This window comes from Hymenobacter negativus (assembly GCF_017571495.1).
GTDB classification, from domain to species: Bacteria; Bacteroidota; Bacteroidia; order Cytophagales; family Hymenobacteraceae; genus Hymenobacter; species Hymenobacter negativus.
Map to the genome: position 1 here is coordinate 180712 of NZ_JAGETZ010000005.1, position 23373 is coordinate 204084.

The following is a 23373-nucleotide window of genomic DNA, read 5'->3' on the forward strand; positions in this document are numbered from 1 at the left end:
TTATATTACAAAAATACGAAACAATCAGCTCATCCGACAGTAAACGGGGTAAAATAGACGATATACGACTTAAAAAGCAGGTTGGATTGCATGGATTAAACAATGTATTTCTCGTTTTAGGAATAAAATCCAGAAATGGGACAATTTTGAAATGACAGGCGAAGTGTATGTAGCTGATTTTTAATTGACGAATAGCAGGAAATCGAAATGGCTACGGAATTGCATGAAATGCAGAGACATGCTGTCAAAAGCTAACTTTTTTTCCTGCTCATCATGAATTCCCTCTATTTTACTCTCGACCTCGCTTCGTGCGCCCGGTTTCGGACGGGACTGATAGCCGCTTTGTTCTTGGTAACATTCATTGCCCGAGCCGCCGTGCCTACCACGGCTTATTCAATATCGGGTACATATGAAACAAGCTATACTTGTGGTAATGCTATTGTGTGCCTGAGCTTTGGACAAGGGGTGGTGAACCCATTGGCAGCGGCTACAAGCCCGCTCACCGATTACGCCACTCTCTATAAAGGACTTTTGTCGAGTTCGACAGTGAGCCTGAAGCTGGGGCTCAGCGCGGTCGGCCAGGTTGGCGACCGGGCTGGGGTGGTGGTAGCACCGGGTGCCAGCCTGGTTTCGCTCAGCGCCTTGGGTACCTACACGCTGGTTACTTATAAAAATGGGCAGGTGGCGGAGTCGCATCTGGTAGATGCAGCGGTGCTGCAGAGCCTGAAGCTGCTTGCTGGTAATAGCCGGCCGATGCATTTGGAATTCATAGCCGGCGCGCAGTTCGATGCCGTTGAGCTGGTAATTAGCGGTGCCGCCAGCCTGGCCTACACGCTGAACGTGTACTACGCCTACAAGGTATCGGCGCTTGTGCAACAGCCAGTGAAAGGGCTGGTGTCGAAATTCACGGGCAGCAACCTGTCGGCTTACTACAACACGACTATCACCCCCGTCAATCCGCTCATCAGTGTGTGTGCTAATACCAACGTGACCAATCCGGAAAATACCGTCGACACCGACCTGACCAATTATGCCCGCTTTGGCACCTTTATCTCGGTCAATTGCCCGTCGTCGTTGAGCGTGAAGCTCGAAGGGCTGCGGACGGCCCCGGCTGGCTACTACGCAGGCTTCATGCTGGGCAGCTCCGGCCTGCTGGACCTGAGCGTGCTCTCCAAGCTGCGCCTCACTACGTACAGAACCGTGAACGGCGTGCGCACCAAGCAGGAATCAGCCACTGGTGCCAATCTGCTGGACCTGAAACTGCTACCTAATGGCCAATACCAGGTCAGCTTTGCTTCCACACTGCCTTTTGATGAAGTACAGATTGAGCAACTGGATACGGCAGCCGTGCTGAACAACCTCAATATCTACTATGGCTTTGGGGTGGAGCCGAGTGCATTTTTGGGTACCACGCGCATCCTATCTGACTTTACGCCCGCTACGGCAACAACTAAAACGTCAACCAGCGTCAGTGGGGCTGTGTGTGCAGGCTGCGGGGTTACGAATCCACAGGGGGCCGCTGATAATGACCCCAATACCAATGCTGTGCTTAACGTGGCAGCCGGGTTGGTATCTACCGTAGAATTGAAAGTGGCCCTGAACGGTGCCGGGGCTGCCGGCTACCGTGCTGGCATGGTTATCAGCAACAATACTGGCTTGCTCGATGCCAGCGTCCTCGACCGCTTGACCCTGACTACCTACGATGCCGCCGGTAATGTTCTCGAAAGCGCTTCGGGCTCGTCAGTATTGTCATTGAACCTGCTACCGGGCGGCAAGCAGGAAATTGCCTTCCTCACCACCCAGAATTTTACCTCGGTGCAGTTGAGCGCAACCTCGACGGTGGGCTTAGGAGTGAATATCAACGTGTATCAGGCTTTTGCCGATAATCTGGCCGGGGGCACCATCACCGCCATTACGCCACTGCCAGTAGAGCTTACCTCCTTCAGTGGCAAGTGGGTGAACGGCGCTACGGAGTTGAAGTGGACCACCGCATCGGAGAAAAACAGCAGCCATTTTGTGGTGGAGCGCTCGGTAGGCGGTGATGCTGCCTACCAAGCTGTGGGCCAAGTGGCCGCTGCCGGTACCAGCAGCAGCACCCGCACATATCAGCTGCGCGACGCCGAAGCTGCTACCCAAAACATGGCCACCTTGTACTACCGCCTGCGCCAGGTAGATGTGGATGGCACGCAGGTATTTTCGCCGGTCGTGGCCGTAGCGGTTGGAAAGCTAACAGTGGCGGCATCGCTGGAGCTGTATCCCAATCCAACACCCGATGCGCAAGCGGTGATGATGAATTACGTCAGTCAGCCTGCCGCTGGCAGCACCGTGCAGACCTATTCAGAAATGGGCCAGCTCGTAAGTGAGGTGCCCGTAGCCGAAGCTACCGCTCGCTTGCCGCTGCCTAAGCTGGCCCCGGGCCTCTACCATATAGTGCTCCGCGATGCCGCCGGGCAGCGCCTGGCCACGCAACGCTTGGTGGTGAGTGGCCGGTAAGCCCTTCTGGGCCAATGTTGCGGCCTTGGTAAGAGCGTTGTGAGTTGTCCGGCATTTGCGGCGGTTCCAAGGCGACCTGTTGTTAGCACCAGCACGCGCATCGCCGCCGACAGGCCCACACCACGTTCATTAACTCAAGCTGGGGGCGCTACCGTCTCCCAGCCTTGAGAAGCATATACAGATTATTTCATGGGCATCGGTCCCACTAACTAAGTCTGAACTATGTTGTCGAGTTTGCAGTGATTTTAAACGTTAAACCCAGCTTGTTGACAGCAAACTGAATAGAAATTAAGAAGCCCATGAAATACAACCGTATTTCATGGGCTTCTTAGCAACCACAACATGCTGGTTGCGCCTATACTTATGGAACAAAGGGTCAAAGTTACAGTGGGTACTGCTTGCAAAGCAATGGGTTAGAAAATGCCAAAATTTTTTTGGAACCAAACAATAAGGCCAAAAAGTGCGCTGATTAGGGAGTTAGGTAGAAAATTGGCGTTGAAAATGAACCTGAAAAAACTGCGGAATAAAAACTTAATGTGACCAGGGATTTGCCCGGCATAAACATTCCGTAATTTTGCATCGTGCTTCACCCCAATAACAAATTGATGAAGTGCGGAACGCTCGGCCACGACGCTCCGCAGCGAGCTCAAAAGGTATTGGCCCCCGTGGGTTTCGCCGATTTCTCGTTTGCTTGTTCTGGTTTTTGCCCTGCTACCGTTTCGGATTTCGAAACGGTTTTTTTGTGCGCTGTCGGCTCTGATTCGTTTTCTCAGAATTTTGGTAACAGCCCTCACTACTTCAAATCATAATGGATACTAACACGCTTGCTTCTAAAGTAGCTGGGGCTACGCTCACGCCGGTAATGGCAGCTTGAGCATCGACCCTAAGCGCATGGCGGTAATCAAATCCTCTTTCTGAATTAACCCCAACAATATTAGCCAGTTGATGCCTGGTCGGTACGCCGGCCGAAGGTCCTCCTCACTTAGCACCCATTGAGTGGAGGTGGCTAGTCATTTTAAGCATGAAGTAGTTAGTTCGTCCTGACATTCTGACTAGCAAACTGAATTTCTCATACCGAGTACCAAAACCCCTTAAAAAGCTATGAAACTCGGCGCCATAACCTTACAAAACTCCGTTTGCTTGGCCACGGCTCCGTGGGACCTTACGGGCGAAGGCTACGAGCAGCTCGGCGCGATTTTCACCAAAACCGTGACCATGGAGCCTCGCGCCGGCCTGCCCGGCGACGAAGGCATTCTGCAGGTGGCTGACCAAACCCTGCTCAACCGCACCGACCTCCGCATCGAGGGTGCGGAAGGTTTGGTGCAGGAGCATCTGCCGCGCCTGCGTCGTTTCGGCGTGCCAGTATTCGTGAGCATCACGGCGCCCGGCGTGCCCGGTTTTCGCAAAATTGCGCGCTACCTACAGCGTGAAGCCGGCGACCAGATTGCCGGTCTGGAAGTGTATATCACCGTGCCGCATGGCGGCTCCGGTTCCGATGTGACAGCCCGCTTCGTGCGCGAAGCCACCGAGGCCGTGCGCAACGAGCTGCACGCTGACCTGGCTTTGATAGTAAAGCTACCCCCGTGGCCCGACCACATTCGGGGCCTGGCCCTGGCGGCGCAGGAAGGCGGGGCTACGGCGCTGGCCGCCACCAACACCTTGAAAGTATTGCACCTGCCGGCCGACCCCAACGCCGCGCCGCTGGTGGGCGGGCTCTCGGGCGAAGCGCTACGGCCCTTGTCGTTACGCTGCGTGTGGGAGCTGGCGAATGACTCCAACCTCACCCTGCCCATCTTTGGCACCGGCGGCATTTTCACGCTGCGTGATGTGGAGGATTATTTGAAAGTGGGCGCCCAAGCCGTGCAAGTGGCCAGTGGCGAATGGCTCTCGCCCGGCCTCTCGGCGCGGCTAGCGTCGGAAGTAGCGCACAATGCTTCTGTAACCCGATAGAACATTCTATAAAGTACTCATATTACCTCGTTTCCCTTTTTCATCACCACCCCCGTTTCGATGCAGAAGCTTCTCACCCGCGTTCAAACTGCCAATTCTCTGCTTTGCGTAGGCCTGGACCCTACGGGCGACGACGCCACGGCGGCCCAGCGCCTGCGTGAAGTAGTGATGGAGACGGCAGCGTACGCGGCTGCTTTCAAACCCAACCTAGCGTTCTTTCTGAGCCGTGAAAACGGAGTGGCCCTGCTCCAACAAACAGTGCAAAGCATCCCGGCCGACATCCCCGTGATTCTGGATGGCAAATTCGGCGACATCGCCAACACTGCCGAGCATTACGCCCATTTCGCCTACGATGTCATTGGGGCCGATTCGGTGACTGTGAACCCCTATATGGGCGACGACGCCATCCGGCCCTTCGCCCGGCCCGGCAAGCTGGTGTTTTCGCTGGCCAAAACTTCCAACAAGCCCCACTACGGCCTTCAGGACGAAACCCTGACCACAGGCGGAACCCTCAGCGACCGCGCCGCGCAAATTTCCCGGCAGCTCGACGAGGAGCTGACCGAGTCGACCATCGGCCTAGTGGTGGGCGCTACTGAACCAGCCAGTATGGCCAAAGTCCGGGCCGCCTGCCCGGACCAATGGTTTCTGGTGCCGGGCATCGGCGCGCAGGGCGGCGACCTTGAAGCCACGCTCCGCGCCGGCCTGCGAGCGGACGGCAGCGGCGTGCTGATAAACGCCTCGCGCAGCATCTGGCAAGCCGATGACGCGGGCGCAGCAGCGCGGGAATTGATGGAACAAATTAACCAATTTCGGGCCGTGAAGAGCCCGGCCAACGCCTGAACAAAAAAGCCGCTTCACCGCGGCTTTTTGCATGTTAGTTTTTCTGCAAGAAATGACCAATCAATTAGATATCTCTAAAGTCGCCGCCTTTGATGCTGCCACGCTGGAGCACCTGCTGCGCCAGGAAGAAGCGCTGCTGAGCGGGCACTTTCGCCTGTCGTCGGGCCTGCATTCGGATACCTACGTGCAGTGCGCCCGCTTCCTACGCCGGCCTGACTTGGCCGCGCCCGCGGCAGCGGCACTGGCTGTGCAGATTGAAGCGGCGGGTCTGAAGCCAGATGTGGTAGTGGGCCCGGCTATGGGCGGCGTGGTGATTGGCTACGAGCTGGCCCGCCAGCTGCGTGTGCCCGGCATCTTCACGGAGCGCGACGCTGACGGCCAAATGACCCTGCGGCGCGGCTTCACCATCGAGCCCGGCGAGAAAGTTATCATCGCCGAAGACGTGGTGACGACGGGCAAAAGCACATTGGAAGTGGCTAAAGTGCTGCGCGCTATGGGCGCGGAGGTATTGGCCGTGGCCTCCCTCATCGACCGGACCGGCGGAAAAGGTGGATTAGATTTTCCACATTTTGCGCTCCTTCCGGTGGTAGCAGCGACCTTTGCACCCGAAAGCTGCCCCCTGTGCGCCGCCGGCGTGCCGGTGGTGAAGCCCGGCAGCCGGCCTGAAAAAGCGTTTTAGGACCACGAGGAGAGATTTACGGAGGATAAAGGAGGAACCTAGATTTTGGCAGAATTGGAAAACACCACCCATACCATCCAGCTCACGCTGAAACCCGGCCAGCACGACGGCGACGGCCAGCGCGTAGCCGAAGCTGCCGCCCGCCACCTGGGCCTGGCCACCGGCCGCGTGCGCAGCGCCGCCCTCTACACGGTGCGCTACCCGCTGAACGAAAACCAGCTGAGCGACTTCGCCACCCGCTGCCTCGCCGACCCGGTGCTGCACGACGTGCGCCTGAACGAGCTGACCGGCGCCGAAGGCTACACTACTTACATCCTGGTGGCCCGCCGTCCCGGCGTGACCGACGACGAAGGCACCTCCGCCCAGAACGCCCTCGCCGACATCCTGAACGAGCCGCTGGATGTGCACACCCAGCACATTTTCAGCAAAAAGCTCTACCTGCTCGAAAACGACCTACCCGAAACGGACCTGCGACGCATCGCGGAGGAGCTGCTCGGCAACAAACTCATCAACTGGCTGGAAGTGGGCCGCGTGGCTGATGGCATCCGCGACTACACGCCGCGCCCCGGCGGCGGCGCCGAGGCCATCACCGAAGTTGTTTCGCTGACTGGCCTGAGTGACGCCGCGCTGCTGCAATTGTCGAAAGACAACATCTACGCGCTGAACCTGGAGGAAATGCGCGCCGTGCGTGACTACTTCGCCGCCACTGAGACGCAAGAGGAGCGGAAGGCCGCAGGCCTGCCGACCGACCCAACGGATTGTGAGCTGGAAATCATCGCCCAGACGTGGTCGGAGCACTGCAAACACAAGGAATTCGCGGCCGTTATCAACTATAAAAATACCGAAACGGGCGAGGAAAAGCAGATTGACTCGCTCTTCAAAACCTATATCAAAAACGCCACATCGGAAGTGGACCGTCAGCTGCGCGCCAACGGCAACGACTGGTTGATTAAGGTGTTTTCGGACAACGCCGGCGCGGTGCGCATCAACTCCGATTCGCTGTTCGTGTGGAAGGTGGAAACGCACAACTCGCCCTCGGCCATCGACCCCTACGGCGGGGCTATTACGGGTATTCTAGGCAACAACCGCGACCCCTTGGCCACTGGCATTGGGGGGGCGCGGCTGCTGTTCAATACCAACGTGCTGTGCTTCGGCAACCCCGAATTCGATGGGCAGCTACTGACCGGGCAGCTGCACCCGCGCCGCATTCTGGAAGGCGTGCGCAAGGGCATTGAGGACGGCGGCAATAAGTCGGGCGTGCCCACGGTGAACGGCGCGATTGTGTTCGACGACCGGTACGCCGGCAAGCCGCTGGTGTACTGCGGCACCGGCGCGGTGATGCCCATGCAATTCGCGGGGCTGGACTCTTGGGAAAAGAAGATTGATGCCGGCGACCGCATCATCATGGCCGGCGGCCGGGTGGGCAAGGACGGCATCCACGGCGCCACGTTTTCGAGCATTGAGCTGGACGAAACCGCGCCCGCCACGGCCGTGCAAATCGGCTCGCCCATCACCCAAAAACTGGCGATGGATTTCCTGCTGCTGGCGGCCCGTCGCGGCCTGCTAAAATGCAGCACCGACAACGGCGCAGGTGGCCTCTCATCCTCTGTGGGCGAGCTGGCCGGCATTAGCGGCGGCGCAGTGGTGGAGCTGGAGCGCGTGCCGCTGAAGTACCCCGGCCTGCGGCCCTGGGAGATTTTCGTGAGTGAGTCACAGGAGCGGTTTACGCTGGTGGTAGAGCCCGGCAAAATGGCCGAAATCACGGCGCTTGGCCAAGAAATGGAAGTGGAGCTGACCGACATCGGCTACTTCACCGCTGATGGTTTCCTGGACGTGCGTTTCGATGGCGCGCCGGTTGCCCATCTGAACATGGAATTCCTACACGAGGGCGTGCCGCGCAAAATCCTGGAAGCGGAGTGGGCCAAACCCGTCGCCGCCGAGCCGGAAATTCCGACGGCCACAGACTACACCGAGACGCTGACACAGCTGCTGGGCTCGCTCAATATCTGCTCGCGCGAATCGGTCATTCGGCAGTACGACCACGAGGTGAAGGGCCGCACGATTGTGAAGCCACTGATGGGCGCGACGGGCCAGGCGCCGCAGGATGCAGCCGTGGTACGCTTCAATTTCGAGAGCTGGGAGGGTGTGGCCGTGAGCAACGGCATCCTGCCGCGCTACGGCGATTTGGACGCTTATGATATGTCGGCCGGCTCGTTTGACGAGGCTGTGCGCCAGATTATCGCGGTGGGAGGGAAGCTGCCAAACCTGACGCCCGGCGACGGCATTTTCTGGTCGGTGAACGATAACTTCTGCGTGCCCGATTCTGTGTACGACCCCGCCAGCAACCCCGACGGCAAGCAGAAGCTGGCCAAGCTGGTGCGCATGTGCGAGGCTCTGCGAGACGCCACGGCGGCCTACTGCATCCCGCTCACCAGCGGCAAGGACTCGATGAAAAACGACTTCAAGGCCGACGGCGTGAAGATTTCGGTGCCTCCCACCGTGCTCTACTCGGTGACGGCCAAGATTGAAGACGTGCGCCGCGCCATCACCTCCGACTTCAAGCAGGCCGACGACGTGGTATACCTTCTCGGAGAAACCCACGACGAGTTGGGCGGCTCAGAGTTCTACGCCCTGCACGGCCAGCTTGGAGCCAATGTGCCGAAGGTAGATTTCGCTAAAGCGAAGGCGCTCTACACCCTCATCGGCCAGGCCAACGACCAAGGCCTCATCCAGTCCTGCCACGACCTGAGCGACGGCGGCCTCGCCGTGGCGCTGGCCGAAACCACGTTCGGCTACGGCTATGGCGCGGTGGTGGAGCTGCCCGAAACGAGCCTGCCGCTGGCCACGCAGCTGTTCTCGGAGTCGCACTCCCGCTTCCTTACCACGGTGGCGCCAGAAGACGTGGTGGCATTCGAGCAGATGCTCGGCGACCGCGCCACGCGCCTCGGCCGCGTGACGGCGGACGGTGAGCTGACTGTGCGCCACGCAGGTAAAACGGTTATTTCAGCAAATACCGCCGCGTTGCGCGCTGTCTGGACTAACGGGCCTGTCAATCATTTACTTGGCGTTGTGTCAAACGACAACCTCAGCCATTCAAATTCACTCTAAAAGCACAAGACCCTTTTCCATTGGCCCAAAAGACTTTTGAAATGGTACAAGACTCGGCTCAAGGAGCACATAAAGTTCAATCGGAGGCACAAACCGATGCGGCTAATGTAGACGGTACGGTGCGGGCGCTGATTCTGACTGGCTTCGGTATTAACTGCGAAGAAGAATTCGCCGCCGCTTACCGTTTGGCTGGCGCGGAAGCCACCATCGTGCACCTCAACCAGGTGCTATACGGGCAGGTGAGCATCCACGATTTCGACGTGCTGAACTTCCCCGGTGGCTTCTCCTTCGGCGACGACCTGGGCTCGGGCGTGGTGCTGGCTAACAAGCTGCGCTACCGCCAAACCAGTGCCGATGGCCGCACGCTGCTCGACGACATCAAGCAGTTCATCGCCAATGGCAAGTTTGTGCTCGGCATCTGCAACGGCTTCCAAGTGCTCGTGAAGCTGGGCCTGCTGCCCAATATGGGCGGCGACGTGACCCCCGAAGTGACCCTGACCCACAACGCCAGCGGCCGCTACGAAGACCGGTGGGTGACGCTCCGCGTGAACCCCGCCTCGCGCACACCTTTCCTCAAAGGAATCGACAAGCTGGAGGTGCCCGTGCGCCACGGCGAAGGCCGCCTCGTAGTGCCTGACGATGCCACCCGCGCCGCCATTGAAGCAGCCGGCTTGAACTGCCTAAGTTACATCGACGCCAACGGCGACGGCACCAGCGAATATCCCCTCAACCCCAACGGCGCCGACCTGAACTGCGCCGGCCTCACCGACCCCACCGGGCAGGTGTTCGGCCTCATGCCTCACCCTGAGGCGTTTTTGGCGGCCTACAACCACCCCGACTGGGCCCGCCGCCGCCGCCAAAACCCCCAGGCCACCGAGGAAGGGGAGGGCCTGCAAATCTTCAAAAACATCGTGGCGCACATCGCCCAAAAACATACCACCGCGGCCCCGGCCGTGCAACTCGCCAACCAACACTAGCCTCTCACAGAAACGTAGCTAATGAACACCCTCACCCACTTCGCTTCTCCCCAACTCCCCCTGCTGCACCGCGGCAAAGTGCGCGACAGCCTCCGCGCGCCCAGCGGCGACCGCCTCATCATCGTGACCGACCGCCTCTCAGCGTTCGACAGCGTGCTGGAAACGGCCATCCCGCACAAAGGCGCGGTGCTGAACGGCCTGGCAAATTTCTGGTTTGAAAAGACGGCCCACATCATCCCCAACCACGTCATCAAGCTCATCGACGCCAACGCCATGCTGGTGAAAGAAGCCGAGCCTATTAAGGTGGAAATGATTGTGCGTCAGTACCTGACGGGTTCGATGTGGCGCGGCTACCAGGCCGGCCAGCGCACGTTCTCGGGCGTGACCGTGCCCGATGGACTGACCAAAAACCAGGCCTTCCCGCAGGCCATCGTGACGCCGACGACCAAGGAGGAATCCGACCGCGAAATCACGCCTGAAAACCTGGTGAGCGAAGGCTGGGTGACCAAGGAGCTGTACGACCAGATGGCCGTGAAGTCGCAGATGCTGTTTGCCGTGGGCTCGCGCCTGCTGGCCGAAAAGGGTATCATTCTGGTGGACACCAAGTATGAGTTCGGCCTGCTGAACGGCCAGCTGATTCTCATCGACGAGATGCACACGCCGGATTCGTCGCGTTTCTGGAGCGCCGAAGACTACGCCAAGAACCCCGAAACGGCCGAGCAGATGGATAAGGAGTACGTCCGCCAGTGGCTCATCGCCAACAAGAAAGACGGCAAATACCTCCGCGCCCTCACCCCGGAAGTGACCGCCGAAGCCAGCCGCCGCTACCTCGACATCTACGAGCGCATCGTGGGCGAGCCCCTGCCCACCGCCGATACCCACGGCGCCGACGCCCCCCACACCGGCCGCCAGGACGCCCGCGCCCGCATGCTGGCCAACCTCGTGCAGGCCGGCCTGATTAAGGACGCCTGGGTGAACATCGTGATGGGCTCGCCCGCTGACAAAGAGCACTGCGAGAAAATCCGCCAGCAGTTTGAGGGCTACGACGTCTTCACCCAGCTGCGCGTGACTTCGGCCCATAAAAACGGCGAAGCCATTGCCGGCATGGCCGAAATCTGGAACAACAGCATCGAGCCTGGCGTCATTATCGCCGTGGCCGGCCTGAGCAACGGCCTGGGCGGCGCGCTGGCGGCCAACGTGAACGTGCCCGTGATTTCGTGCCCGCCCTACAAGGACTACGCCGAGCTGGCCATGAACCTGAACTCGTCGGTCATCATGCCCAGCGGCACGCCCAACCTCACGGTGGTGCGCCCCGACAACGCCGCCCAGGCCGCCCTGCGCGCCCTGAATATCCCTCGCCTGCGCGAGCGCCTGAGCAAAGACATCCTCGCCACCAAAGCCAAGCTGAAAGCGGCCGACGAGGAACTTCGGGTACTGTAATTAAAACACTGATGGAAGCCACTGCGCCGAAGCAACTTGTTGAAGCCTACATCGAAGCGTACAACCGCTTCGATGTAGCTGGCATGCTGGCGCCTTTGCACGAGGACGTGGTGTTTCGCAACGTTTCCAATGGCGAAGTAAACCTGACTACGACCGGCAAAGCAGCTTTCCGTCAGCAGGCGGAGCAAGCCACGCAGTATTTCTCCCAGCGTGAGCAGCGTGTCACTGAATGGCAGGTAAGCGCCCAACGGGTCGAAGTTGCCATTGACTACACGGCAGTAGCCGCTATAGCATTTCCCAACGGCCTGAAGCCGGGCGACACCTTGCACCTGCAGGGCAAGTCCGTTTTTGAAACGGAAAACGGCCAGATTATTTCCATCGAAGACATTATTTAGCCCGCGGCGCCAGCCTAAGCCCATCCTCCCTTGACTGACTCCAAAACCCTTCTTCTCCTCGGTTCCGGCGCGCGCGAGCACGCCCTAGCCGAAAAGCTGACCCGCGACGGGGCCACGGTGCACGTGCTGCCCGGCAACGCCGGCATCCCCAACAGCCACCCCGAGGTCAATCCGCTGGATTTTGAGGCGGTGCGCGCCTTTGCGCAAGCCCACGATTCCAAGCTGATTGTGGTGGGGCCGGAGGCGCCGCTGGCGGCCGGCATCACCGACTTTTTTGCCGGTACCAATATCCAGGTTTTCGGCCCGACTCGTTCGGCGGCGCGGCTGGAAAGCTCGAAGGTGTGGAGCAAGGAATTCATGCGTCGCCACGGCGTGGCTACGGCACAGGCCTGGCCATTTCGGAGCGACAACATTGCCGCCGCCCGTGCCAAGGCGGCTGAGCTGGGCGGGCATGTGGTGGTGAAGTACGACGGCCTAGCCGCCGGCAAAGGTGTGTACGTGTGCTCTTCACCGGAAGAAGCCGAGGCGGCTTTCGATGACTTGCAAACGAGCTATTCGGGCTGGTTTTCCTTCCTGCTGGAAGAGAAGCTGACCGGTCCTGAAATCAGTATTATCGGCCTAACTGATGGCCACGTTATCCGTCTGCTGGCCACTTCGCAGGACCACAAGCAGTTGCTGGCCGGCGACCAGGGCCCCAACACCGGCGGTATGGGCGCCTACTGCCCCGTGCCCTTCGCCGATGCCAACGTGCTGGCCGCCATCCGCCGCGACATCGTGGACCCCACCCTGCGCGGCCTGCAAAACGAGCAGTTCGAGTTCCGGGGCTTCCTCTACTTTGGCATCATGCTCACGCCCACCGGCCCCAAGCTGCTGGAATACAACGTGCGCCTCGGCGACCCGGAAGCCGAAGTGCTGCTGCCCGCCTTGGATAGCAGCCTGCTCACGCTCATTAAGGCGACGCTCGATGGGACGCTGGCCCAGCAGGGCGTGAAGCAGCGGCCCGGCGCGTTTGTAGGCGTGGTGCTGGCCTCGGGCGGGTACCCGGCTCCGAAATTCCCCACCGGTTTCCCCATCACCGGCCTCGACAACCTGCCCACCGGCGTGCGCGCCTTCCACGGCGCCACCAAGCGCAACGAGGCCGGTGAGCTGGTGACCAACGGCGGCCGCGTCCTCGTGCTTTCGGCCCACGGCAACGACCTGGAGGAAGCCACGGCCCGCGCCTACGAGGCTTGCGCCCGCGTCACGTTCGAGGGAGCCTACTTCCGCACCGACATTGCGCAGCGCCCTGCGCCAGTTGTAACCACTGCTGTTGTAAATTGAGACCGGAAGCCCAATTGAAACTGATGAAGCTCCTCGCCTCTTTTGAGCAATTCAAGCAATCGGCCCTCTCGTTTGGGAATGCGACCGAGCACTCTTCAGGGCAGGGAGGGCGGCGAGCCCGCTTGGCCATACTGCTGTCGGGCCGGGGCTCCAACATGCTGGCGCTGGTGGAAGCTACCAAAACCGGTGTGCTGAAAGACCTCGCCGAAGTGGTAGTCGTGTTCAGCAACAAACCTGATGCACCCGGCTTGGCCTTTGCGGCGGAGCAGGGCTGTCCCGTGGCTTCACTCCCCAGCCAGGGCCGCAAGCGCGAAGCTTTTGATGCCGAAGCGGCGGTGTTGCTCCAGCAGTACCAGCCCGATTTGGTGGTGCTGGCGGGCTACATGCGCATTTTGTCGCCGGCTTTCATTCAGCCTTTCGCGGGCCGCATCCTTAATATCCATCCCGCTGACACCCATCAGCACCAGGGCCTACATGCCTACGAGTGGGCGTTCGAAAACAAGTTGCCGGAAACCAAAATCACCGTGCATCTGGTTGACGAAGGCCTCGACACCGGCCCCATCCTGGCCCAGCAAACCGTGGATTTGCGCGGCGCTGATACGCTGGAAGAAGTAGAGCGCCGCGGCCTAGCCGTGGAGCATGAAATCTATGCCAGGACACTGGCCGAATTAATTACAAGCACCCAGAACGTCATGTCGAGCGCAGCCGAGACATCTCGCTTGAAGGAGTAACCCAATCGTTTAGCGACGCACGCGAGATGTCTCGGTTGCGCTCGACATGACCGTTTTTATAAGACACCAAAATCACCCCATCCCATGTGCGGAATAGTAGGTTTTCACGGTCCCGATAACGTCGTAGGCGACATGATAATTGGCCTCACCGCCCTCCAGCACCGGGGGCAGGATGCGGCCGGCATCGCCACGTTCGACGACTCGTTTCACCTCTGCAAGGGCCAGGGCCTCGTCAACGACGTGTTCAAGCCCAAGCACGTGAAGAAGCTGAAAGGCAACATCGGCATCGGGCACGTGCGCTACACCACCCAGGGTGCCAACGACTCCGACCTAGCCCAGCCCTTCACCACCAGCTACCCCTTTGGGCTGGCGATGGTGCACAACGGCAACGTCATCAACTTCCGCGACGTGGCCAAGCGCCTGCACGACAAGTACCACGTGCTGCCCAAAACCACCAACGACCTGGAACTCATCATGTACACCTTCGCCTCTGAGCTGCGCGTGAAAGACCTCGACCACATTTCGGTGGTAGATATTTTCGATGCCGTGGAGACCACGCAGGAACTGGTGGAGGGCGCTTACGCTACCATCACGGTCATTGCCGGGCACGGCCTGCTGGCCTTCACCGACCCATTGGGCATCCGTCCGCTGGCGCTGGGGCGGCGCGACACGCCGAATGGACCGGTCTACGCTTTCGTGTCGGAAAGTACCTGCTTTGATTATCTGGACTTTGAATTCGTAGAAAATGTTGGCCCCGGCCAAGCCATTTTCATCGATAATAACTACCAGGTTCACCGCAAAAACCAGCCTGAGCTGCCCAAGAATTTCTGCGTGTTCGAGCAGATTTATTTTGCCCGCGAAGACTCCGTGATTCACGGCCGGCTGGTGGCGCGGGAGCGCGTGCGTTTGGGTAAAATTATCGCCCGCAAGCTGGTAGATGCCGGTTTGAAGCCCGATATGGTGATTGATGTGCCTTCGTCGGGCTACTTCTCGGCTTCCGGTTTGGCCGAGGCCATTGGGGTACCCTACCGCCGGGCGCTGGTGAAAAACAACCACATGGGCCGCTCCTTCATCGTGCCCACTCAGGCCGGGCGCGAGGACGTGGTGAAGAAAAAGCTGAATCCCATCCGCGAGTTTGTGGAGGGTAAAAAGGTGGCCGTAGTGGATGACAGCATTGTGCGCGGCACCACGTCGCGCCGCATCGTGCGCCTACTGCGCGAGGCCGGAGCCAAGGAAGTGTACTTCATTTCGAGCGCGCCGCCCATCGTATCGCCCTGCATCTACGGCATCGACATGGCCATGAGCACCGAGCTAATTGCGGCCAACTACACGGAGGACGAAATCTGCCGCTACATTGAGGCCGACAAGGTGATTTACCAGGATTTGCAGGATTTGTACGAGCTGTTCTCGGAGGAGCGCGGCCACGGTGGCTCCTGCTTCGCCTGCTTCTCGGGCAAGTACCCGACGGGCGACGTGACGCACTACCTGCGCCATATCCAGGAGGAGCGCGCCAGCCACCGCAGCGACAAGAAAAAGGATAAGAAATCGGTGAGCGCCAAAGCGCCCGAGCCGACGGAGCATTAATCTGCTGCCACTAACAACGAATGAAGAACGTCATGCTGAGCGCAGTCGAAGCATCTCTACCGCGAGAGTAATCAGATTTACTACTGCGGTAGAGATGCTTCGGCTGCGCTCAGCATGACGTTCTTTTTAATCCATTAGCATACCCGTTTCCCGTTTCAATAGCATGTCCACTTCCACCGAAAACCCCGCCGGCTACTCCATCGAAGAAGGCAACGCCGCCTCGCGCAACGCCTACAACTGGTCGAAAAAAACCTTCCAGAACCGCAGCGGTAAACCCGGCGAACCCGCCCAAGACCTCGACGGGGGCTTCTCCAATGAAATCCGCTTCGGCGCGGAACGGCTCGGCATCAGCTCCGACGGCATCGGGACCAAGATTGAAGTGGCCGAGCGCCTGAACAAGTACGATACCCTCGGCTACGACCTCATCGCCATGACGGCCGACGACCTCATTGCCGCCGGTTTCGTGCCCACCAATCTCTCCAACATCATCGACGTGAACCACCTCGACTACGACGTGGTGGACCAGATGATGCGCGGCCTGCACGATGCCGCCAACTTCGCCCAGGTAGCCATCACGGGCGGCGAAATCGCGGAGCTGGGCAACCGCATCGGCGGCTGGCCGGGTGCCAAGATGAACTTCAACTGGTGCTCCACGGCCATTGGGGTGCTGCACCCCAGCCTGGCCCAGCCCCTGAGTGGCAAAACCGCCCAGGCCGGCCACGCGGTGGTGGCCCTGCGCTCGCCTTCGTTCCGCTCCAACGGCTACTCGCTGGCCCGCAAAACCCTGCAAAAAGTATTCGGCGACAACTGGCACGAGGCCCCCTACGACGGCTCCGACGCTGACCAGCACGCCACCTGGGGCGAGGCCATGCTCGCGCCCTCGCTCATCTATTCGCCCGGCGTGGCGGCGCTGCTCGATGCCGGTTTGCCGCTGCACGGCGTGGCCCACATCACGGGCGGCGGCGTGGCCGATAACTTCTCGCGGGTGCTGAAAAACGGCCTAGGCGCGGTGCTGGATACCCTCTTTGCGCCGCTGCCCGCTATGCAGCGCCTCTGCGAAATCGGCGACATCAGCGCCGAAACGGCCTACCTCTACTGGAATATGGGCACCGGTATGCTGGTGGTGACCGAAGAAGCCAGTGCCGCGGCTGTAGTGGCTTCGCTGCAAGCCAGCGGCTACGATGCGCAAGTAGCCGGCCGCCTTACGGCCGAGAGCGGCGTGACGCTGCGCGTGGCGGCGGGGGAGTTGCGGTACGCCTAGCAACGACGGGTAGTAGCGCACCGCGCCACCGGATACGGTGCAGCCGCCGGTGGTTATGGCACATCCTATACCAGGTTGTGGCGCACCCCCATGTTACTATGGCGCAGGCGACTGTGCTTATTGGCACAACCACGATGTGTAATGGTGCATACTGGTACCAGAATAGGAACAACGGCATGGTGTTATGGCGCATGCTGTTGCCAGAATAGGAACAACGGCATGGTGTTATGGCACAACCAGTGGTATTAGTGGCACAGCTGCCTTCGGATATGGTGCTACCGGGTGTTGTTTGTGGCGTAGCTTAGGGCTCCGGCCCACCTTACGGGCCGGGTCGCGCATGAATCCGACCCCTGACCCTAACGCCGCAGCCCTGTTCGGGGGCTTGGCCGAACGCATTGCCCGCCGCGACCAACCCGCCTTGGCCGTGCCCAACCCCTATGCCCCGGAACAGGTGATGCACCGCCTGCTGACGGCGCTGGCCCCGCTGGTGCCCGGCCGCAACCAGCGCGGGCGCACCGTGCAGGCCCAGATGCTTTACCGCTTCTTTGCACACGAAGCCCTCACGGCCCGCAACCTGGCCGATGCCGCCAACGTGGAGCGCGTGGCAGGTGGCCGCGCCACCGCCGGGCTGGTGCACGCAGGTTTGCTGCAATGGGCCTACGAGGGACCGCGCCGTATGTACCGCCTCACCCGCTGGGGCGAGGACTGGCTGCTAGCCATTGGGCGGGGCGAGATGCTGCCGGCGCGGCCCGTGGGGTAGGAGAAAGCCACTGACAGTGAAGCGGCGAAAGGAAAAAAGAACGTCATGCTGAGCTTGCCGAAGCAGCTTTACTGCACTAGCAAATAATTGCGTTGCGCGGTAAAGCTGCTTCGGCAAGCTCAGCATGACGTTCCAAGACATTGACGCTGGGCGTCTGCCTACGCCGGGCGCACCGGGCGCTTCTCCAGAATAAGCTGCGTGCGGTAGTCGTACAGCCCTTTTTCGAGGCCCACCGGGAAGGTGTGGGGGTTGAGGAAGCGGCGGATGCTGGGGTCGAGGCTCTGCACTTCGCGCTGGGCGTGGGCGCGGCTTTCGGCCAGTGTGGGCAGCTCCAGCACCCGTTTGCCTTGGCGGAACACCGGCTCCAGCAGTTCGCGGAATTTCGTTTCGGGTTTGATGGCGAGGCGGCGCGTGCTGTCGAGCGGGTCGATGAGGGTGAGCTGGTCGGGCAGGGGTTCGGCGGTGTTGTAGAGCATGTCGGCGCGGGGCTTGCCGTACTCATTCAGGTAGCGGCGCACCTGTAAAATGCCCGGTACGCTGGTTTTAGCCACCTGTTCGGAGAGCTTGATGGTGAAATCCCAGCCCGAATCATCGGCCTTGCGCAGTGCGGCAAGCTTGTAAACTCCCCCCAAAGCCGCCTGGTTGTAGGCCGTCACGAGCTGCGTGCCCACGCCCCAGGTATCGATGCGGGCGCCCTGCTGCTTGAGGCTGGTGATGAGGTTTTCCTCTAAATCGTTGCTGGCCACGATGCGCGTTTCCGTGAAGCCGGCCTCGTCGAGCACCGCCCGCGCCTCCCGACTGAGGTAGGCCAAGTCGCCCGAATCTAGCCGGATACCAGCTAGCTCGTGGCCGTTGGCGCGCATCTCGCGGGCCACTTTGATGGCCTGGCGCACGCCTTCCAGCGTGTCGTAGGTATCGACCAGGAATACCGAGTCGTCGGGAAAAGCCTTGGCGTAGGCCGAGAAAGCCGTCACCTCGTCTTCAAACGACATGACCCAGCTGTGCGCGTGCGTACCGCGCACCGGGATGCCGTAGCGCTGCCCGGCCAGTACGTTGGAGGTAGCATCGGCCCCGCCTAAAAAAGCCGCCCGGCTGGCTCCCAGGCCGCCATCGAAGCCCTGGGCGCGGCGCAGGCCGAACTCCAGAATCTGGTCGGAAGGGCCGGCTGCTTCGCGAATGCGAGCCGATTTGGTGGCAATCAGGGTTTGGAAATTGATGAGGGTGAGCAGAGCCGTTTCCAGCAATTGGGCCTGTAGCAGCGGGCCGCGCACCCGTACCAGCGGCTCGTTGCCGAACACCACGGTACCCTCGGCAATGGCGTCGATGTCGCAGGTAAATTTCAACTGGCGCAGGTATTCCAAAAACTCCGGTGGGAACATGGCCGTGCCCTTGCTGCCGCGCAGGCTGCCGAGGTAGGCGAGGTCATCATCGGAAAAATGCAGGTTTTCGACCCAGTCCACGGCCAGCGCCAAGCCAGCCGCCACCGCGTAGCCCCCTTGGAAAGGTGCCTTGCGGAAGTAGAGGTGAAACACTGCCTCGCGGTCCTGTAAGCCCTGTTGCCAGTAGCCGTAGGCCATGGTGAGCTGGTAAAGGTCGGTGACGAGGGTGAGGGAGGGCGCGTAGAGGCCGGAAAGAGGGGCTGCGTTCATGCCGGCAAAGAAACGGAATATCCGGCGCTACGCACGCTGTCGGCCCGTCGGCGCTACCTTGCTGCCCATGCCCACATCATCCCACACCGCCCGTTCCCACGGCAAAGCTTCCTTCTTCAGCCGCTTTCTGAGCTTGCCGTGGCGCCTGGGCCTGGGCCTGGCCGCCGGGGTGCTGGTGGCGCTGCTGGCCCCGGATGTGATGGGAACACTGGTGCGTGCCGTAGCCGCCTGGGACGGTTTCGCTCTCACCACCCTGGCCCTGATGGTGCTGAACATGCGCCTGGCCGATGTGGAGGACATTCGCCGCGTAGCTGCCAGCGAGGATTTTACCCGTGCTGCTGCCTCCGCCGTCGTCATCACTGGGGCGCTGGCCAGCCTGGTAGCGGTGGTGGGCCTGCTGGGCACTATCAAAGGCTTGCCCGAAAAAGCCAAAGCCCTGCACCTGGGCCTGGGCATCGGGGCTGTGGTGTTGGCCTGGACGCTGGTGCATTGCGTGTTCACCCTCCGCTACGCTCATGCTTACTACAACACCAACGAGCAGGGCCACGACTGCGGGGGCCTCACCTTCCCCGACGACGCTGGGAAAGCCGACGCCGAGCCCCTGCTTGAACCCAATTACCTGGACTTCGCCTACTTTGCCTTTGTAATAGGCATGACCGCCCAAACTGCCGACATTGGCATCAGCAGCCGCACCATTCGGGGTACCGCGCTGCTACACGGCCTCATTTCCTTCTTGTTCAATACGGCCATTGTGGCCCTCACCATCGGCACCATCGGCGGGATGTTGAGTTAATGATTAACAGTTAGGGATTAATGATTGGTAGTGAGTAAAAGTCATTAATCCCTAACTGTTAATCATTAAGAAATAAGTCCGCGGCTCACGGCCAGCTTGATAAGGGCAGCGGTATTCTTGGCCTGGGTTTTGGCGATGATGTTCTGGCGGTGGGTTTCGATGGTGCGCTTGCTGGTGAAAAGCTTATCGGAGATTTCCGCGTTGGTCATGCCCTCGGCAATGAGCTTGAGCACTTCCAACTCGCGGGCCGTGAGGTCGGCGCCGGCGTGGGCAATTTCGACATTGGCCTGGCTGCTGGATTGTGCCACGGCCTTGTAAAGCATGTTTAGCCCAATTTCAGTGCATAGGAAAGGGCTGCCCATGGCCACCGTCCGGATGGCATGCGTAATTTCACTGATGGCCGCATTCTTGAGCACGTAGCCCAGCGCGCCGGCCTCCAGCATGCGGGCCACGTAGTTTTCATGGTCGAGCATGGTGAGCACCAGCACCCGCACATCGGGGAACCGGCGGCGCAGCTCGGGCATGGTGGCAAAGCCATCGAGCACCGGCATCTGCACGTCCATCAGCACCACATCGGCAGGCGTAGTTTCGAGGATGGTCAGCACTTCGGCCCCGTTGCTGGCCTCGCCCACCACATCAAGGTCGGGTTCGGCGGAGAGAAGGGCCCGGATGCCATCGCGCAGGATGGCATGGTCGTCAGCAAGTATAATGCGAGTCATAGCGAAAGGAAGGATAAGATTGTCGAAACGGTCAACCGAAGACAAAGTTGGGCCGCAGGTGTATACGTGTGAAGTCGCTCCGTATTTCTACTCTATAAATCAGTTTGACTGGCGATTTTTAAGGAATTAATACGGCTTTTGTTGCTAATTCCACAGTTGAGCTTCGCCATAATGGTAGTTTTGGAATCTTAAAAGTTGTTTTTTAGTTGGCACCCCGGCCATCCAATTACTCACGCTTGCCGCTCTACCCTACCATTACTTCGTATGATTCGATTGCTACTTACCGACAGTGACAACTCCACCCGGCAGGCGCTGCGCATCGGGCTGGGTGCGGCAGTGGGCTTGGAAGTAGTGGGGGAAGTTGGTACTGGGGCCGAACTGCTGGATGCTGTTGCTAGCGTCGCACCATCGATGGTGTTGCTCGACCTGGGCATGCCCGGCCCCGATGTATTTGCTGTTCTGCTGGCCCTACGCGAGCAATACCCCCAACTGCGCATCCTGGCCCGCGGCGAACTCACCAACGAACATTACATCGCCCGCGCCTTCGACCTGGGCGTGCACGGCTACGTGCTCAAAAGCTCCCTGCTTTCGGAACTGCTGCATGGGCTGGGTACCGTGGCGGCCGGCCGGCCGTTCTTGTGCTCGGCCATTGGGCTGGCGCTGCTGAGCCGCCTCTACACCGAGAAGCCCGCCCCCGATGGTGCGGCGGCCCGTCTGGTGCTGGGGCTGAGCAAGCGCGAAATGGAGGTACTGAGCTTGGTAGCCGAAGGCCTCACCAACGCCGAAATCGCCGTGCGTCTGTTCACCAGCAAGCGCACCATTGAAACCCACCGCCAGAACATCATGGAGAAAACTCAGACCCGCAATACGGCCTCGCTCATCAAACTGGCAGCCCGCCAGGGCCTGTTGCCGGAGTAGTGGTAACCGATTGACTGAGTTGTTGACATTGGGATATCCGTTCGGCGCAATCAAGGCCATTAATTACTTGGACACCTCGCGTTACTCATTTCGTCACTGCGCCTGCGCGGCAATGATGAACTCGGCTAGTTCGCGGAAACAGCCGTGGCCACCGGGGGTCTGGCAATGAAATTCGGCGGCGGCGCGGGCAAACGAAGTGGCGTCGCCGGGGCAGGCCGAAAAGCCCACCAGCGCCAGAATTTCCAGGTCGTTGGTATCATCTCCGATGAAAGCAACCTCTTCGGCTGTGAGGCCAGTACGGGCCAGAATCTCGTGCAGGCAGGTGGCTTTGTCCTTGATGCCGAGGTGCAGCTCCTCAATTTTCAGCTTGGCAGCACGGGTGCGAACGGAAGGCGAAACTTCGCCCGTCATGATGCCCGTGGCAATGCCATGGTTACGCAAGCGCTCCACGCCCATGCCGTCGCGGATGTTGAAGCGCTTCATTTCCTCGCCTCGCTCCGAGTAATACACGCCGCCATCGGTCAGCACGCCGTCACAGTCGGTGAGTACCAGGCGAATGCGGCGGGCGCGGGCAGTAAGGTCGGCTAGTTTCATAAAAGCAAGGAAAAGTGGTGCTATTGTAAAAAATGAAATATTCAAAACGGCCCCTGTGAGACCGATAGGGCCGCAAGTTCGGTACGAAGAGGGGAATTTTGATTTGCACCGAAAGTATAATTATACCGTAGTGCGTACCTTGGTACTAGGAATCAATTTTGTTAGTATATTATGAAGAATTACTTGACTATCGGCGCTATGGCCGCCTTATTGATGCCCACTGCCGCACAGGCTCAAACCAAACCGGTACGGCAAGTAGTGGCGGCCGAAACCGCCTTTGCTGCCCAAGCATCTCAAACCAGCACGGAGGCCGCCTTGTTGGCCAATAGCGCACCCAACTCGCTGGCCTCCGATAATGGCAAGCTGGCCAATGCTCAGAATGTGTGGCGTTCCCGCCCGAGCAAGCCCGGCCGCAAAATGACCTGGTACCCGGTGCTGGCCGACGCGGCCCAGTCCGGCGACCTGGGGTACACTACCGGCCCCTGGACGCAGTTTCAGAATGGCCGCCCGGATTTGGCCGGCGAATACGTGACCGTGTGGCGTAAGCAGCTGGATGGCAAGTGGAAATTTGCCGTGAACATGACCATTGAGCGCATCGGGTCTGCGCCCGCCCCGTTTGCCGAGGTGCCCCAGCCCAAGCTGCTGCCCGCCGTGCCCGTGCCCAGCACCGCGCCCTCCAACGTTGTGCTCGACGTGGACAGCAAGTTCGCGGCTGCCGAGCTGATGAAGCCAGGTGCCACTTACCAGCAGAGCCTAAGCTCCGAAGCCCGCCTGTACCGCCCCGGGCTTTCCATGATGCTCGGTGCGGCGGCCGTCGCTAACATGAAAAACCTGGACGGCGGCTACCTCTTCGTGGCCAACACTGGCTACCTGGCTGCTGCCGGCGACCTTGGCTATGTGGTGGGCACGCTGCATCGCCCAGCCAGCGGCAAGCACCCCGAAGAAAACGGCACCTACCTACGCATCTGGCGCCGCGAAGCTGATGCCGGCTGGCGCATTGTGCTGGAAATGTTCAACCTCGCGGCGCAACCCACTGCCACGGCCGACGCGCCAGCTGGTGCGCCAGCAACTCCCGCGCCCGGTGCCACTGGCCAGCTTCCCACCAAGGTTGGCCAGTAAAAAAGACACATATCAACAGCAAAAGCCCTTCCCCGATACCGCG

General features: G+C 60.1%; 19 protein-coding genes. 16 read left to right on the top strand and 3 right to left on the bottom strand.

The window, feature by feature from the left end:
* Positions 1–273: 273 nt before the first annotated feature.
* From J4E00_RS13175 to J4E00_RS13235, 13 genes are all read left to right on the top strand, one after another.
* A complete protein-coding gene (locus J4E00_RS13175; protein ID WP_208175638.1) occupies positions 274–2493 on the top strand; it encodes a hypothetical protein in 2220 nt (739 codons plus the stop codon).
* Between the two features lie 1101 nt (positions 2494–3594).
* On the top strand, positions 3595–4443 hold the full coding sequence (locus tag J4E00_RS13180) for a dihydroorotate dehydrogenase (RefSeq protein WP_208175639.1): 849 nt from the start codon (positions 3595–3597) through the stop codon (positions 4441–4443).
* Positions 4444–4503: 60 nt separating this feature from the next.
* Positions 4504–5283, top strand: a complete 780-nt coding sequence (pyrF, locus tag J4E00_RS13185) for an orotidine-5'-phosphate decarboxylase (protein WP_208175640.1) — start codon at positions 4504–4506, stop codon at positions 5281–5283.
* Between the two features lie 52 nt (positions 5284–5335).
* On the top strand, positions 5336–5962 hold the full coding sequence (gene pyrE, locus J4E00_RS13190) for an orotate phosphoribosyltransferase (protein WP_208175641.1): 627 nt from the start codon (positions 5336–5338) through the stop codon (positions 5960–5962).
* Between the two features lie 54 nt (positions 5963–6016).
* A complete protein-coding gene (locus J4E00_RS13195; RefSeq protein ID WP_208175642.1) occupies positions 6017–9070 on the top strand; it encodes an AIR synthase-related protein in 3054 nt (1017 codons plus the stop codon).
* A gap of 41 nt (positions 9071–9111) precedes the next feature.
* Positions 9112–10047 (top strand): phosphoribosylformylglycinamidine synthase subunit PurQ, encoded by a 936-nt coding sequence (locus J4E00_RS13200; RefSeq protein WP_208175643.1) that lies wholly within the window; start codon positions 9112–9114, stop codon positions 10045–10047.
* Positions 10048–10068: 21 nt separating this feature from the next.
* Positions 10069–11487, top strand: a complete 1419-nt coding sequence (locus J4E00_RS13205; protein WP_208175644.1) for a phosphoribosylaminoimidazolesuccinocarboxamide synthase — start codon at positions 10069–10071, stop codon at positions 11485–11487.
* 11 nt (positions 11488–11498) lie between these two features.
* Positions 11499–11882: a nuclear transport factor 2 family protein gene (locus J4E00_RS13210; protein ID WP_208175645.1), complete on the top strand. Its 384-nt coding sequence runs from the start codon at positions 11499–11501 to the stop codon at positions 11880–11882.
* 30 nt (positions 11883–11912) lie between these two features.
* Positions 11913–13202, top strand: a complete 1290-nt coding sequence (purD, locus tag J4E00_RS13215) for a phosphoribosylamine--glycine ligase (protein WP_208175646.1) — start codon at positions 11913–11915, stop codon at positions 13200–13202.
* A gap of 23 nt (positions 13203–13225) precedes the next feature.
* Complete coding sequence (purN, locus tag J4E00_RS13220) at positions 13226–13933, top strand: phosphoribosylglycinamide formyltransferase (protein WP_208175647.1); 708 nt, start codon at positions 13226–13228, stop codon at positions 13931–13933.
* A gap of 84 nt (positions 13934–14017) precedes the next feature.
* Positions 14018–15517 (top strand): amidophosphoribosyltransferase, encoded by a 1500-nt coding sequence (gene purF, locus J4E00_RS13225; RefSeq protein WP_208175648.1) that lies wholly within the window; start codon positions 14018–14020, stop codon positions 15515–15517.
* 163 nt (positions 15518–15680) lie between these two features.
* On the top strand, positions 15681–16778 hold the full coding sequence (locus J4E00_RS13230) for an AIR synthase-related protein (protein WP_208175649.1): 1098 nt from the start codon (positions 15681–15683) through the stop codon (positions 16776–16778).
* 337 nt (positions 16779–17115) lie between these two features.
* Entirely contained in the window at positions 17116–17538 is a 423-nt protein-coding gene (locus J4E00_RS13235; RefSeq protein WP_208175650.1) for a hypothetical protein, read from the top strand.
* 158 nt (positions 17539–17696) lie between these two features.
* Here J4E00_RS13235 and J4E00_RS13240 read toward each other — a convergent pair whose 3' ends face one another.
* A complete protein-coding gene (locus J4E00_RS13240; RefSeq protein ID WP_208175651.1) occupies positions 17697–19187 on the bottom strand; it encodes a nicotinate phosphoribosyltransferase in 1491 nt (496 codons plus the stop codon).
* A 67-nt stretch (positions 19188–19254) separates the two neighbouring features.
* Between J4E00_RS13240 and J4E00_RS13245 the strand changes: the two genes are divergently transcribed.
* A complete protein-coding gene (locus tag J4E00_RS13245; protein ID WP_208175652.1) occupies positions 19255–19980 on the top strand; it encodes a DUF1345 domain-containing protein in 726 nt (241 codons plus the stop codon).
* Between the two features lie 65 nt (positions 19981–20045).
* Here the strand turns inward: J4E00_RS13245 and J4E00_RS13250 are convergent, their stop codons facing one another.
* Positions 20046–20699 (bottom strand): response regulator, encoded by a 654-nt coding sequence (locus tag J4E00_RS13250; protein ID WP_208175653.1) that lies wholly within the window; start codon positions 20697–20699, stop codon positions 20046–20048.
* 264 nt (positions 20700–20963) lie between these two features.
* Here J4E00_RS13250 and J4E00_RS13255 point away from each other — a divergent pair, with 264 nt between their 5' ends.
* Positions 20964–21617, top strand: a complete 654-nt coding sequence (locus tag J4E00_RS13255; protein WP_208175654.1) for a LuxR C-terminal-related transcriptional regulator — start codon at positions 20964–20966, stop codon at positions 21615–21617.
* Positions 21618–21710: 93 nt separating this feature from the next.
* Here J4E00_RS13255 and J4E00_RS13260 read toward each other — a convergent pair whose 3' ends face one another.
* Positions 21711–22211, bottom strand: a complete 501-nt coding sequence (locus tag J4E00_RS13260) for a KdsC family phosphatase (RefSeq protein WP_208175655.1) — start codon at positions 22209–22211, stop codon at positions 21711–21713.
* A 171-nt stretch (positions 22212–22382) separates the two neighbouring features.
* On the opposite strand from J4E00_RS13260, the gene J4E00_RS13265 reads away from it, so the two are divergent.
* The gene (locus J4E00_RS13265; RefSeq protein WP_208175656.1) at positions 22383–23330 is read left to right on the top strand and encodes a nuclear transport factor 2 family protein; all 948 of its coding nucleotides are present in this window, start codon (positions 22383–22385) and stop codon (positions 23328–23330) included.
* The last annotated feature ends 43 nt before the right edge of the window (positions 23331–23373 follow it).

Coding starts and splice junctions, on each gene's coding strand:
- J4E00_RS13175 (WP_208175638.1), top strand. CDS start 274: ATGAATTCCCTCTATTTTACTCTCGACCTCGCTTCGTGCGCCCGGTTT.
- J4E00_RS13180 (WP_208175639.1), top strand. CDS start 3,595: ATGAAACTCGGCGCCATAACCTTACAAAACTCCGTTTGCTTGGCCACG.
- pyrF (WP_208175640.1), top strand. CDS start 4,504: ATGCAGAAGCTTCTCACCCGCGTTCAAACTGCCAATTCTCTGCTTTGC.
- pyrE (WP_208175641.1), top strand. CDS start 5,336: ATGACCAATCAATTAGATATCTCTAAAGTCGCCGCCTTTGATGCTGCC.
- J4E00_RS13200 (WP_208175643.1), top strand. CDS start 9,112: ATGGTACAAGACTCGGCTCAAGGAGCACATAAAGTTCAATCGGAGGCA.
- J4E00_RS13205 (WP_208175644.1), top strand. CDS start 10,069: ATGAACACCCTCACCCACTTCGCTTCTCCCCAACTCCCCCTGCTGCAC.
- J4E00_RS13210 (WP_208175645.1), top strand. CDS start 11,499: ATGGAAGCCACTGCGCCGAAGCAACTTGTTGAAGCCTACATCGAAGCG.
- purN (WP_208175647.1), top strand. CDS start 13,226: ATGAAGCTCCTCGCCTCTTTTGAGCAATTCAAGCAATCGGCCCTCTCG.
- purF (WP_208175648.1), top strand. CDS start 14,018: ATGTGCGGAATAGTAGGTTTTCACGGTCCCGATAACGTCGTAGGCGAC.
- J4E00_RS13230 (WP_208175649.1), top strand. CDS start 15,681: ATGTCCACTTCCACCGAAAACCCCGCCGGCTACTCCATCGAAGAAGGC.
- J4E00_RS13235 (WP_208175650.1), top strand. CDS start 17,116: ATGAATCCGACCCCTGACCCTAACGCCGCAGCCCTGTTCGGGGGCTTG.
- J4E00_RS13240 (WP_208175651.1), bottom strand. CDS start 19,187: ATGAACGCAGCCCCTCTTTCCGGCCTCTACGCGCCCTCCCTCACCCTC.
- J4E00_RS13245 (WP_208175652.1), top strand. CDS start 19,255: ATGCCCACATCATCCCACACCGCCCGTTCCCACGGCAAAGCTTCCTTC.
- J4E00_RS13250 (WP_208175653.1), bottom strand. CDS start 20,699: ATGACTCGCATTATACTTGCTGACGACCATGCCATCCTGCGCGATGGC.
- J4E00_RS13255 (WP_208175654.1), top strand. CDS start 20,964: ATGATTCGATTGCTACTTACCGACAGTGACAACTCCACCCGGCAGGCG.
- J4E00_RS13260 (WP_208175655.1), bottom strand. CDS start 22,211: ATGAAACTAGCCGACCTTACTGCCCGCGCCCGCCGCATTCGCCTGGTA.
- J4E00_RS13265 (WP_208175656.1), top strand. CDS start 22,383: ATGAAGAATTACTTGACTATCGGCGCTATGGCCGCCTTATTGATGCCC.